The organism is Thalassospira sp. MCCC 1A02898 (assembly GCF_001618185.1).
GTDB lineage: Bacteria > Pseudomonadota > Alphaproteobacteria > Rhodospirillales > Thalassospiraceae > Thalassospira > Thalassospira tepidiphila.
Genome location: NZ_LPXK01000011.1, coordinates 198,790 through 211,642, shown reverse-complemented (window position 1 = coordinate 211,642; position 12,853 = coordinate 198,790). Strand labels below are relative to the sequence as shown.

Here is a 12,853-nt window from a genome sequence, read left to right as displayed (position 1 = left end):
TTCCCGCAAAACGAGGACTTCAGAGGCAGAAAGACAATCAAAGGAAACCAAACGCACGGAAATGACCGTCAAATCAGACAATGCCGGCGTCACGCAGCTTGGCAATCTGGTCGTCGCTAAGGTCGGCCACCTTGCGCAAGATTTCGTCGCTGTGTTGCCCCAGCATCGGCGGGGCTTTTTCATCCGTGATTGGTGTTTTGGAAAACTTGATCGGGTTGGCAACTGTCGGGACAGTTCCAGCAGTCGGATGGTCAAGCTTCTTGACCATACCGCGATGCTTGACCTGCGGGTTATCAAACACACGATCGAGGGTATTGATCGGACCGCAAGGAACATTGGCCTTTTCAAGTGCATCAATCCATGCGTCGGTGGTTTTGGCCACCATTGCCTGACGGATTAGCGGCACCAGTTCGGTGCGATTGGCCACACGGTTGCGGTTGGTGGCATAACGTTCATCAAGCGGCAAGGCTTCAAGACCCGCAACCGCGCAGAAGCTTTTGAACTGACTGTCATTGCCAACCGCCAGGATCAGATAGCCATCCGCCGTCGGAAAGGCTTCATAAGGCACGATATTGGGATGCGCATTGCCAAGGCGTCCCGGTGCGTTACCCGTCGCAAGATAATTCATCGCCTGATTGGCAAGAACGGCGGTCTGCACATCCAAAAGGGCGAGATCGATATACTGCCCCTCGCCGGTTACATCACGGTGACGGAGGGCGGCCAGAATGCCAATCGTTGCATAAAGACCGGTAAAGATATCAGCAACCGCAACGCCAACCTTCATAGGCTGCCCACCCGGGGCACTATCGGGTGCACCGGTAATGCTCATCAACCCGCCCATGCCCTGGATCATGAAGTCATAGCCCGGCCTGTCCTTATAGGGGCCGTCCTGACCAAATCCGGTGATCGAGCAATAGACAATCTCGGGATTAACCTTCGCAAGCGATGCGTAATCCAGACCGTATTTGGCAAGTCCGCCGACCTTGAAGTTTTCCAGAACCACGTCACTTTCAGCCGCAAGATTGCGCACAATCTCCTGGCCTTCTGGCTTGGTTATATCGATGGTGAGCGACTTCTTGCCACGGTTCGCCGTCAGGTAATAGGCGGCCTCGGTGGTGTCATTGCCATTGGCATCCTTGGCAAAGGGCGGGCCCCAGCCACGGGTATCATCACCGGCACCGGGACGTTCGATCTTGATGACCTCGGCCCCCATATCGGCAAGGGTCTGGCTGGCCCACGGCCCGGCCAGTACGCGCGAAAGGTCAAGAACACGAAGCCCGGAAAGTGCGCCAGTCATCTGAATATCCCGAAATATCGACTTGGAAAAAGGCAGCTGGGAAAAAGCAGCTGGAATCAAATCGGGCGACAACATTTCTGCCGCCGCCCGATCAAGCTTTTGGGATCAAGCCTCTGCGGTGAAGGCCTGAATTCCGGTCTGCGCCCGCCCAAGGATCAGGGCGTGAACATCATGCGTACCTTCATAGGTATTGACCGCTTCAAGGTTCATCGCGTGACGAATAACGTGGTATTCATCGGCGATACCGTTACCGCCATGCATGTCACGGGCAACACGGGCAATATCAAGCGCCTTGCCACAGTTGTTACGCTTCATCAGCGAAATGGCTTCCGGTGCGCCTTTGCCTTCGTCAAGCAGACGGCCAACCTGAAGCGCGCCCTGCAGGCCAAGGGTGATTTCGGTCTGCATGTTGGCCAGTTTCAGCTGGATCAGCTGGTTGGCCGCAAGCGGACGACCGAACTGTTTACGATCCATGGTGTACTGACGTGCGGCGTGCCAGCAGAATTCAGCAGCGCCCATCGCACCCCATGCAATGCCGTAACGTGCCTTGTTCAGGCAACCGAACGGACCACCAAGGCCCTTGGCATTTGGCAGCATGTTTTCTTCAGGCACAAAGACATTGTCCATGACGATTTCGCCGGTGATCGACGCACGGAGCGAAAACTTGCCTTCGATTTTCGGTGCCGACAGACCCTTCATATCCTTTTCAAGGATGAAGCCGCGAATGACGCCTTCGTCACCCTTAGCCCAGACGACGAATACGTCTGCGATCGGGCTGTTGGTGATCCACATTTTGGCCCCCGACAGGGTAAAGCCGCCGTCGGCCTTGCGTGCACGGGTTTTCATGCCGCCCGGATCGGAACCGTGATCCGGCTCTGTCAGGCCAAAACAACCAACCCATTCGCCGGTTGCCAGTTTCGGAAGGTATTTCTTGCGTTGTTCTTCGCTGCCATAGGCATAAATCGGATGCATTACGAGCGAGCTCTGCACCGACATTGCCGAGCGATAACCAGAATCAACACGTTCAACTTCGCGGGCCACCAGACCATAGGCAACATGGTTTACACCCGGCCCGCCGTATTCCTCGGGGATGGTCGGGCCAAGCAGGCCAAGTTCACCCATCTCGGTCATGATTTCGCGATGGAAAATCTCATGACGGTTGGCTTCCAGAACGCGGGTCTGGAGGTTTTCCTGACAATATGCACGGGCCGCATCGCGGATCATGCGTTCGTCTTCGCTCAACTGCTCTTCAAGCAGGAGCGGATCTTCCCAATGAAACGGTGCGCGGCTTGCCATTCACATGGTCCTTTATGAATTTTTCTACAGAAAGCAGGGGCAGCGCCATAGAAGGGCGAGATGACGCTACCCCTGAAAAGCTTAGTTGCTTATGGCTTAAAGCTAGGAACTCACCAGCCAAGTTGCAAATGATAAAAGTGATGCAGATTATGCAAAAACCTCATAAACTATCCTGAATTGATCACATCAGGATATCGTCTTGGCCCGTCGCATTCCCAGCCTGAAGGCACTCAGTTGCTTTGAACAGACCGCCCGGTTTGGCAGCGCATCGCGCGCCGCAGAGGAACTTTATCTGACACAAAGTGCTGTCAGTCGCCAAATACAGGGCCTTGAAACCTGGCTTGGCTGCAAGCTGTTTGCCCGTGAAAAGCAACGACTGGTGCTAACCCCTGAAGGCGAAAGCTATCTGCAATCCATCCGCCCGGCCCTTGATCAGCTTGAAAGTGCGACATTGACCCTTTTGTCTGGCGGATCGGAAAGCGGGGTTTTGACGGTTGCCGCGCCGCCGACATTCGGATCGCGCTGCCTTATTCCATTATTGCCTGACTTCCGCGCCAGATATCCCGACATTGCGATCAATTTCATTTCGCGGATCGGCATGCCCGATTTTGATCGTGAACAGATTGATATCGCGGTTCTGTTCGGCGAAGGCAAATGGTCCGAACTTGATGCCCACATCCTGCATGGCGAGGAAATGGTCCCGATCTGCAGCCCGCAACTGGTTGCCAATCTGGGACGGACGCCACAGCCAGAAGACTTGCGAAACTTCCCGTTGCTGCACATCGCCACCCGCCCGCGCGGCTGGGCTGATTGGCTTGCGGCAAGCGGGCTTCGTGATATTGACGGTGAAAACGGACCGAAGTTTGAGCATTTCACCATGGCCATGCAGGCCGCTGTTGCAGGACTTGGTGTGGCATTGTTACCGACCTTTGCGATCACCGATGAACTGGCAACCGGCCGGATCATCGCCCCGTTCGGCCAACCCAAGGCCAGTCCGTTTCATTATTACGCCTGCTGCCCGAAAAGCCGCGCGCGGCTCCCCAAGATCCGGGCCTTTATGAACTGGCTTGATCAACTTGATACGGTAAAGAATCTTGCGCGTGAAATTGCCACGCAGGCCAAACTGGCCTGATCAGCTTGCCTTTTGATCGGCTGATAGCGCACGCAGTGCGTTCATCCCGCGGCGGCGCAGCACATCGGCATCTTCCGGACCATCGACAATCTCAAGCAAACGCACCGTGGCCATAAGGTTTCGCTGCGCGTTCGGGACTTCTTCGGGTGTCAGTCGACGCATGCTGTCCACACCTGCACGACCGATCTGATTGAGCTTTTTCTTTAGCTCCACCACCGCTTTGGCCGCCGAACTCTGGGCTGCCAATACATCGGAAATACGCGCAGTTTCGGCAATCGCTTCTGCTGATCGTTCGGCGGCCAGGATTTTCTCGTCATCAAATTCCTGTGAGAAGATCGGACGGGCAAGTGCACCACGCCCCGATCCCGGGCCTTGAGCCGCTTCAAGCTTTGGCAAGGCATCGATCACGCGTTCAGGCGTTGCGCCAAACATCGTATCGGCAAGCGCGCGCGATACCCGACGACGGGTTTCAAGCAGCTTTTCACCCCAACGGCCATCCTTGCGGATTTTAAACTCGCGCGTGATGCGGACAAATTCCGAAGCATACCAGCGGGCCAATGACAAAATGTGGGCTTCGTCCTTGCCGGTGCCGACACCTTGTTCAATCTCAGTTACCGTCTCGGCCAACAGGTCAATGATCAGATCACCGGTTTCAGCAAGGTTGGTTTTCTCGATTGTGCGGTCATCAGACTTGGTCGACAGCACACGGATGAGTTTGAACAACTCGCTCGGCCGCAAAAGGCGCGCCAAAACTGCGAGCAGAAACATCGGCTCAAGCCCGGGCTTATCCTTTGAGATCGACATGAACAGGTCACGCAACCATTTCACATCGCTTGCATCAAGCACCCTGATCGGTGCGGACGGGAAGCGTTCACGCAACTGCGCAATTTCGTCGCCAACACGCAAGATCTTGCCGACTTCGGCAAAGGCCGTGAGATGAATGCGCGAGCCAAGCCGGGTTGCCAATGCGCGTTCCTGCTTCACGCCGGTATGAGAATTTTCAAGTTGATTCTCAATCGTCTGCGCCCCGATCTGCCAAAGCTTACGCTCTGCGATGGCAAGCTTTGCAGTGTCGCGGGTCGCAGCAGCCCTGTCGATGTCCTTCATCGCCTGTTGAAACTCAGGACCGCCGGATTCCACCACGACATTCCAGATTGGCATCAGTGATGACCGGCTGATCCGGATGCTTTTGTCATTCGGCTCGCCAGAGGTCAGCAGATCTTCGAACGGATCGCAGAACTGACGCATCGGTGTCGGATAGCGTTCCGGTTTGAGCGATGCCAGACGCGGGCGCAGGATCTGAAGAATGGCTTCATGGGGCAATGGCAATTTTGGATCGGCACGATCACTTTCGATCGCACGCGTGAAGCGGGCAATTTCGTTACTGCTGAGCGATTCAAACAGTTTGCCAAGTTGCGAAACGCCAAGCTTTCCGGCGTCTTCAATCTTCATGCCGACTGTCTCCTGAAGCGTTCGAGACGATCCATCATATCGGCGTCAATTTCACCACTGCCCAGCTTACGCAATTCACCAGCCCAAAGCATCTGATTAACACGAACATCAGCCCAGAACTGCTGTTCGGACTTCTCAATCTCTGAAAGCGGCAAGACCGGCGCAAAACTTGCTACTTCCTCGACTGTTTCGCGCTGTTTTGCGCGATCCGTCAGAGACCGCTTATCCCAGACATCAATCAATTCCTGCCAACCATCAAGCAACCACCAGAGATACTCAATCGTTTCGCCGATGGCCTTTTTGGCAGTTTCCCAATCCGTCAGAACCTTGCCAAGTTCGCTGTTCCAGCTATCAACTTCCTCGATGCGCTTCAAGGCATGATTACTTGTCGAACGGGTCGCACTGACAATACGTCCGGCCATAAAGCGGAAGTCGGACTGTTCGGAATTTGACCATTCCTCAATATCCTGGGCGAACTTCTTAAGCCCGTTGGCCAGAACGCGAAGCTGGCCCTGACATCCCTCAAGGTCGAGACCGACCGGGGCGATCATCTTGCTCCATTCGCCAAGGCTATCAATGATGGTATCGTTTGCGACCTTGTGCTCGGATGCAAAGCGGTTCAGCGCCCGCCGAGCGCGAATCTGACCTTCGGTGGTCATCAATTCTTCGCGCTTCATGTCCTTGACAGCATCACCACCAAGTTGGCGCAGGGCCTGATGGAGAACCGCCATCTGGCCAAGTTCGCGTGATGCTTTTTCCGTCCAGTTGCGCCGGATGCAGGTGCGCGCCAGTTCCACCCCACCAACGCCGGTACTGCCAACGTCGCGGCTATGCTCCAGAACCGTCTGCGGACGGACATCCTCCAACTCGATAAGGCGGTCGTAAAGCATGCGGTCATGAACCGAAAGATCGAACACTTCGCGCAATGTATCGAGCGGTAATTCATAGGTGCCAAGTCCGCCAGACAGACCGGGCAACATGATCATTTTCCGTCCGGCCTTGCCAATGGAAACGCGCGCGTAACGCAGGGTTTTGGTCGTAAAGGGAGTCCTGACACCGCGCGAAGCAAATGTTTGCGGCAAGCACGCCAAAGGATCGTCCGGCACCTCATGCGGTCCAGGAGATTTGTGGCTGACGGAATTTACGATCTTCTGTTTATTCATTCTTGGCTTTGGCTAAGCGGTATCGGCGCTAATGTCTGATGGTCACCCTGACGCCCCTTTAAGGGCAGGATTCCCGGCGTAAGAAAGCAGTACGTAATGAACATTTTGTCATTTTGGCCAGAAATTCTCGGGACAACCCAGACTATCCCGACAAGGTGGTAATTACATTAACAACCTTCCCCGAAATTACCACCATCAACTGGCGGCGCCAAATTGCCATTTTTCACCGAATGTCAGCAAGTCCTTATAGTGTCTCTTGCGCTTTTTCCCACGTTTTCACATACGCCTTCCATTCCGCACCATCAGGAATGGATTCATCAACCGTCAGGAATGCCCGACTGTCGATCATGATGGCCACTTCTTCGGTTTCCACCGGCGCCTTGACCATCTTTGTCTGATAGGCGCTTGGATGCGGTCCGTGCGGGAAACCGCTTGGATGGAATGTTGCCATTCCGGCCTTTATTTCGCCGCGACTGAAGAATTCGCCCCGGTGATAAAAGATGAACTCATCTGCATCTTCGTTCGAATGATAGAACGGCACGCGCATGATGCCGGACTCGCCCTCTCCCACCTTGGGGATGAAGGTGCTGATTGAAAATGTCTCTGTGACAAAGTTGCACGACGCTGCGGGCGGCGTTCTCTGACCGTCGGAGCGATGTTTTGCAAGGTCGCGCCAATTCAGTTTCACCACACAAAGGTCACCTTCCCAACCAACCGCATCCAGCGGATTGAACGGATAGGTCAGGGTCGAAACCTGCCCGCGGCGCTTGATGTGAATTTCCCAGAAGGCATCGTCTTGCTGGGCAATGAAGGCGTCATCAATTCTGGGCAAGGTAAACAGCATCGGATTAATCGCGCTTGGCCCGCCCTGCGATGCATCTGGCAGCTTGAAAGCAGATGCCGTTGCCTCGATCATCATGAATTCTGAAAGTTCAGATGGCTCAATCCGCCAGGCGGTGCCGCGCGGTAAAAGGATATAGTCCCCGTCGCAATAGGGTAGATGACCGTAATCGCAAAACAGCGCCCCGGACCCATTGTGAACAAAGATCAGCGTATCGCCATCCGCATTACGGGCAAGCGCATGCATTTTGCTTTCGGTTTTCCAGTAACGGAGTTCCATGTGATCATTGTGAAGCACCCGACGGGCTTGCAATGGACAGGCCGGCCCTGGTGAGAGCTTGCCAAGGGAAAACGCGCGTGGTCGCAAAGGACCTTCAAATGTCGCCCAGCCGGCCGGCGGGTGACGATGATAAATTTGCGCTGACGGCCCCGCGAAACCGGCACGTCCGACTTCGCGTTGATATGTTTTTTGGTCGCCTTGCCCGTCAGAGCGCGCGACACATTGACCTTCGCTGTTTGGAAGCCTGATCCAGTTCGTCATGTGATCCTCCCAGATCGGTTTTATCGGGAGCCAAACGGAGTGGATCGCAACCAAGCCCCCTTTCTACCGATATGAGAAAGAAGTGGTTGTTTTTCAAGCGTTCCGAATTGCAAACACAAAATCATTGAGCATCTTTCTGCATTCGCAAAATCAACCTATGATATCACTACAGTTCTTTAAGGGCAGTGCGCAGACCAGGGACCGGAAACGATGTCAGATTGTGATACTCAGAAGGCGATTTTCCTGAAGCAAGGCAAGGGCCGCAGCTACGACATGGGTCGAATTAAAGCCGACTTTAAGGCCGATGGTCAGGAAACAGCCAATCAGTATTCCATTTCTGAATGGTGGATGGAGCCAAATACCAAAGGTATTGGCGCGCATTCCCACGATGACGGGAACGAGATTTTCTATGTGCTTGAGGGTACAATGAGCTTTCTGATCGGTGAAGATTGGCAAGAAGCAGAAAAAGGCAGCTTTATATACGTCCCCGCCGGCATTCAGCACGATTTCGAAAACCGCAGCACAGAAAAGGCGGGCGTGCTGAACATTTTTGCGCCCGGCGCCTTTGAAGAAAATATGCCGAAGATCGTTGAATGGTTCAAAGAAAACCCGCCACAGGACGCGGTATGAAATCGGGCTTCAAGCCCTGCACCAGGGCATGCTTTGTTCTTTTGGTCATAGGGGATAAATGGTGCGCCCGACAGGATTCGAACCTGTGGCCCCCAGATTAGGAATCTGGTGCTCTATCCTGCTGAGCTACGGGCGCACTGCCAAAAGGCAGCATTCCATTAGCAGTAAAACTGATGGCGATCAATCCGCGAGGGCACGGATATTACCACCTTGGCGGCCAAAAATTGTCCAAAAAACAAATCAGCCGAGGATGCGTTCACCCTCGGCTGATTAAAACCTTTATCGATGATCGCCTTAGTCAAAAAGGCGCTCGATCGGGAAGGAATAGGTCAGCGACAGGATTTCTGTACCCGGGTTCTCGTCACCGATGCTGGCGTTCGAGATGTGCGAGATACCAAGGCTCAGGCGCTCATGGCTGTCAAAGCGGAAGCCGAGCTCAAGACCCGAACGGAATTCGATCCAGTGACCAAGATCTTCACCATTGCCCTGATGGTATGCACCAACCGAGGTGTAGACGCTGGAAACGAAATGCTCGCCCCACAGAACATCAACTGCCAGACCGCCATAACCGTGAACGGCACCTTCGGAAGTGACCATCACACCACCGATCGGGCGGGTGACATCAAACATCGCGTGCTGTGCACGGTAGTTCAGACGAAATTCAGCTGCTTCTTCGTCCTGCGTGATGTCGACCATACCGGTCGAAAATTCAAGCAGTCCGGAATCGTTATCATTTCCAAGAATTTGCTGTGCTTGTGCGGTGTTCAAAAAACCAAACAGTACGCAAACTGCAAGCAGTTTCCCCAAAACCAACTTCATTAACCAAGTCCCCACTAGATCAATCGGTTCGATATACTACCCAACCGTGTTTCAAACTCAACAACACAATGCTGCTTGTCTGTTAATTTTACACAAACTTCTTGCCATCGAACCGGTTGGTCGCAAGCACCAGTTCCCGGATAATCCCGGGTTCGCTGGCCGCATGCCCGGCATCATCAACGATGACCAGTTCAGAACCATCCCACGCCTTGTGAAGTGCCAAGGCCGAAACTGGCGGGCACACCACGTCATAGCGCCCCTGAACAATGACGAGCGGTGCATGGGAAATGCGACCGACGTTCTTGATCAACTGGTCTTCTTCAAAGAAGCAGCGATGGACAAAGTAATGATGTTCAAGCTTGGCCAGCGCCAGCGCGATCTGGTCACTCTCAAAGACTTCGACCAGACAATCATCAGGCAGAAGCGTACAGCATGTCGCCTCATAGGCTGACCACACGCGTGCAGCATCAATGGCCGCGTCTTCACCATCCTTGCCCGCGAAGATATCGGTATAACGGTCAAGCAAGGGCTGATAACCGGGATTGTCTTTGAAACCAGCAGCATCAAGGAAGCGGCACTCTGCCTCGGGAAAGAACCGTCCCATGCCTTCCATGAACCATTTGATTTCGGACGTAGTGCCAAGAAAGATACCGCGCAGGACAAAGCCTGTGACGCGTTCCGGGCACGCCTGACCGTAGGCCAACGCCAAAGTCGACCCCCACGAGCCCCCAAACACCAGCCAGCGATCAATGCCGCGTTCCTTGCGCAGGGCTTCGATATCGCCAATCAGATGATCGGTCGTGTTGTTTTCAAGGCTGCCGAACGGGCGTGATTTTCCGGCCCCGCGCTGATCAAACAAAATCACTCGGTACTTTTCCGGATCAAAGAAGCGGCGGCTGTTGAGCGAGATGCCCCCACCCGGACCGCCATGTAGGAAGATGACCGGCAGCCCATCGGGGTTACCAACTTCTTCCCAGTAAATCTCGTGACCGTCTTCACGAGGTAACCAACCCGACTGATGGGGCGAAATTTCGGGATAGAGCACGCGAAGGACCTTTTCTTTATTAAATGGGACGCTGTCTTTTCGCCGGTGGTGGCGCGTACAAGAAGTCGCATAAACAACGGTATAAGAACAAGCTCTATTGCGCCCGCGACTAACGGGCGAGGCAGAGCCAGAACGGGTTTTCAAGTGTGATGTAAGGCCCACCGCGATTTTCAATCACGCCACGCACTCGAATTTCCTGCCCGACCCAATCCTGCAGGATGTCTTGAAAGTCTCCGCCGTTGGCGAATGCATCGCGCAAGGTGGCATCGAGTGCGATGGTGAAATCTTCGCGCCAGTTCGATCCGAAGTTAAGGTAACTGCGCCATTCCTGATGTTCGATGCTTCTTATCGTGCCTTCAATCACGGCAAATCTGCCGATTGCATCGCGGGCGGTCGGGATATTCTCTGCCCCCGCATCATGGGCCCGCACATAATAGGCTGTCTCTGGCTCGTGACCGGACCATATGCCAGACTGATTTTTGATTGCGGCGTCCTCGATCCCGATCAGCGCTGACACATCCTGCCCGCTTTCAGGAACCAGCATCGCGAGACCGGCAGCCAAAAGTTCTGCACGCCAATCGCCGATACCTTCACCTTGAATGCGAACCGGTATTCGTCCGAGAAAGTCCGGCTGTTCGGCCAGCGGCGTGATCGAAACCTTGTTCGCACTCGCCTGTTCTAGCCATGCCCTTGCCGCGTCCTCATATCCCGGTACAAACGCAATATCTGCGAGCCGAAATGATTTGCCCGGCAGCTCGGCGGCAGTGAATGCATCAACCGCTTCAATATTGAGCTGCACATCATGCCAAACCGATCCCCGATCCGTTGAAGGCAGCGTTTGTGCGTCGCCCGCGATAATGTCAGCCCCACAGCGCCAATCGGCGGCCATCACGGGTAGATTGGCCCCGCAAAAGGCGACAGCAAGCAGCATGAATGTGCCTTTACGCCACACCAATGTCGATCCGGCCCAAAAATTTCCCCATTTTTGATGCTTTATCGGTGAATGCGAAAAGATTGAATGATCAAGGAACACGCGCTACCAATTCCCGGTTGGTTTCGCAAATATATTGCGCCACAGCTTACGCGGCCAAAGGACACGAGGAAAGATATCAATGGGCTGGCTGAACTTTCGTTCACATAAACATATTGCAGGTGTGCTTGCCGCAATTGCGCTGAGCACTGCCGTTACCGGATGTTCGACCAACCGGGCGACAGGCGAAGACAGCTTTACGGCCTTCATGTCGCCCGAGCAGGAAAAGCAGATCGGCTCGCAGGAACATCCGAAAATGGTGAAGGAATTCGGTGGTCAATACACCGAAAAGGACCTGCAGACCTATGTGACAGAAGTCGGCGAAAAGCTGGTCGCGGTTTCGGAAACCCCGAACGAGAAATTCACCTTCACGGTCCTCGATTCCCCGGTTGTCAACGCCTTTGCCCTGCCCGGCGGATACGTTTATATCACGCGTGGTCTGGCGGCCCTTGCCACCAACGAAGCAGAACTGGCAGGCGTCCTTGCCCATGAGATCGGTCACGTCGTTGCCCGCCACTCAGCACAACGCTATAGCCGCGGTGTGCTTACGCAAATTCTGGCGGGTGGTCTGGCCGTTGCCGTTGGAAACGGTGCTGGCGAACTGATTGGTACCGGGGCAAACGCATATCTCAAGTCCTTCTCGCGCGAACATGAATTCGAAGCAGACATGCTTGGCATTCGCTATATCACGCGTGCGGGCTATGACCCGGATGCCATGGCGACCTTCCTTGAAAAGCTTCGTGCCCATTCACGACTTCAGGCCAAACTTGCCGGCCGGTCGCCTGACGATGTCGATCAGTACGATTTCATGGCAACCCACCCGCGCACCCTTGATCGTATTGAGCAGGCCCATCAAAGTGCCAATGTCACGGCGGTTGCCAATCCGGAAAGTGGTGCAGTGCGCTATATGACGGCAATTGACGGTATTCTTTATGGCGACGGCCCGGATCAGGGTTATGTCCGGGGCCAGGAATTTGTCCATGTGCCATTGAATTTCCGGTTTGAAGTCCCCGATGGCTTCACAATGACCAACCAGCCAAATGCCGTCATCGCCCGCGATGGCAAAGGTGCCCAGATCATCTTTGAGGGTGCCCCGGGCGCAAAGGACATGCGCCTTGATAGCTATCTTCAAAACGGGTTCTCAAAGCAGATCGCCATCCGCAATATCGAGATGCTCGACATCGAAGGCCAGGAAGCCGCCACCGGCAGTGCTGATATCTCATTGCGTTCAGGGCCTGCGCGCCTGCGCGTGGTTGTGATCCGTCATGGCAGCTCGGCCTATCAGTTCCTGTTTGTCACGCCACTTGATCAGGCTGATAACTATAACCTGCCGCTGCGCCGCACGACCTATAGCTTCCGCCCGCTCACCGATCGGGAAAAGAAGATCTATACCCCGCTTCGCATCAAGGTACGTGCCGTAAACCCGGAATATGACCTGCAGACCTTTATCGACGACATGGAAGTCGACAAGGCACCGGCAGATGTCTTTGCCACGATCAACGGCCTTCGCGATGGGCAGGCACCGACCGTCGGGTCGCTGGTCAAGGTGGTTCGGCACTAGAACGCCAACCTATCCAAACCCAAAAACGACAAAAGGCAGCAAATTGA

Annotated in this window: 11 protein-coding genes and 1 tRNA gene; 3 read left to right on the top strand and 9 right to left on the bottom strand. The window is 54.5% G+C overall.

Annotated elements, in window-relative coordinates:
- Positions 1-73: 73 nt before the first annotated feature.
- Both AUQ41_RS11960 and AUQ41_RS11955 read right to left on the bottom strand, forming a co-directional pair.
- On the bottom strand, positions 74-1,297 hold the full coding sequence (locus tag AUQ41_RS11960; RefSeq protein WP_063088620.1) for a CaiB/BaiF CoA-transferase family protein: 1,224 nt from the start codon (positions 1,295-1,297) through the stop codon (positions 74-76).
- A gap of 105 nt (positions 1,298-1,402) precedes the next feature.
- Complete coding sequence (locus AUQ41_RS11955) at positions 1,403-2,593, bottom strand: acyl-CoA dehydrogenase (protein ID WP_063088619.1); 1,191 nt, start codon at positions 2,591-2,593, stop codon at positions 1,403-1,405.
- A 199-nt stretch (positions 2,594-2,792) separates the two neighbouring features.
- Here AUQ41_RS11955 and gcvA point away from each other — a divergent pair, with 199 nt between their 5' ends.
- Positions 2,793-3,725 (top strand): transcriptional regulator GcvA, encoded by a 933-nt coding sequence (gene gcvA, locus AUQ41_RS11950; RefSeq protein ID WP_063088618.1) that lies wholly within the window; start codon positions 2,793-2,795, stop codon positions 3,723-3,725.
- Here gcvA and AUQ41_RS11945 read toward each other — a convergent pair whose 3' ends face one another.
- The 3 genes from AUQ41_RS11945 to AUQ41_RS11935 form a co-directional block, all read right to left on the bottom strand.
- On the bottom strand, positions 3,726-5,177 hold the full coding sequence (locus AUQ41_RS11945; protein ID WP_063088617.1) for a hypothetical protein: 1,452 nt from the start codon (positions 5,175-5,177) through the stop codon (positions 3,726-3,728).
- A complete protein-coding gene (locus AUQ41_RS11940) occupies positions 5,174-6,163 on the bottom strand; it encodes a hypothetical protein (RefSeq protein WP_063088616.1) in 990 nt (329 codons plus the stop codon). Before AUQ41_RS11940 ends, AUQ41_RS11945 begins: the two co-directional genes overlap by 4 nt.
- 421 nt (positions 6,164-6,584) lie before the next feature.
- Entirely contained in the window at positions 6,585-7,478 is an 894-nt protein-coding gene (locus AUQ41_RS11935; RefSeq protein ID WP_232308380.1) for a homogentisate 1,2-dioxygenase, read from the bottom strand.
- Between the two features lie 453 nt (positions 7,479-7,931).
- Here AUQ41_RS11935 and AUQ41_RS11930 point away from each other — a divergent pair, with 453 nt between their 5' ends.
- Positions 7,932-8,351 carry a cupin domain-containing protein gene (locus tag AUQ41_RS11930; protein WP_063088614.1) on the top strand — a complete coding sequence of 140 codons (420 nt, stop codon included), beginning with the start codon at positions 7,932-7,934 and terminating at the stop codon, positions 8,349-8,351.
- 59 nt (positions 8,352-8,410) lie between these two features.
- On the opposite strand, the gene AUQ41_RS11925 is transcribed toward AUQ41_RS11930, so the two are convergent.
- The 4 genes from AUQ41_RS11925 to AUQ41_RS11910 all read right to left on the bottom strand — a co-directional run bounded on the left by AUQ41_RS11925 (position 8,411) and on the right by AUQ41_RS11910 (position 11,146).
- Positions 8,411-8,487: transfer RNA gene (locus AUQ41_RS11925), tRNA-Arg, on the bottom strand.
- A 158-nt stretch (positions 8,488-8,645) separates the two neighbouring features.
- Positions 8,646-9,170, bottom strand: a complete 525-nt coding sequence (locus tag AUQ41_RS11920) for an acyloxyacyl hydrolase (RefSeq protein ID WP_063088613.1) — start codon at positions 9,168-9,170, stop codon at positions 8,646-8,648.
- Between the two features lie 88 nt (positions 9,171-9,258).
- A complete protein-coding gene (gene pip, locus AUQ41_RS11915; protein WP_063088612.1) occupies positions 9,259-10,215 on the bottom strand; it encodes a prolyl aminopeptidase in 957 nt (318 codons plus the stop codon).
- A 109-nt stretch (positions 10,216-10,324) separates the two neighbouring features.
- The gene (locus AUQ41_RS11910) at positions 10,325-11,146 is read right to left on the bottom strand and encodes a hypothetical protein (protein WP_143588668.1); all 822 of its coding nucleotides are present in this window, start codon (positions 11,144-11,146) and stop codon (positions 10,325-10,327) included.
- Positions 11,147-11,327: 181 nt separating this feature from the next.
- Here AUQ41_RS11910 and AUQ41_RS11905 point away from each other — a divergent pair, with 181 nt between their 5' ends.
- Positions 11,328-12,806 (top strand): M48 family metalloprotease, encoded by a 1,479-nt coding sequence (locus AUQ41_RS11905; protein ID WP_063088610.1) that lies wholly within the window; start codon positions 11,328-11,330, stop codon positions 12,804-12,806.
- Positions 12,807-12,853: the final 47 nt, after the last annotated feature.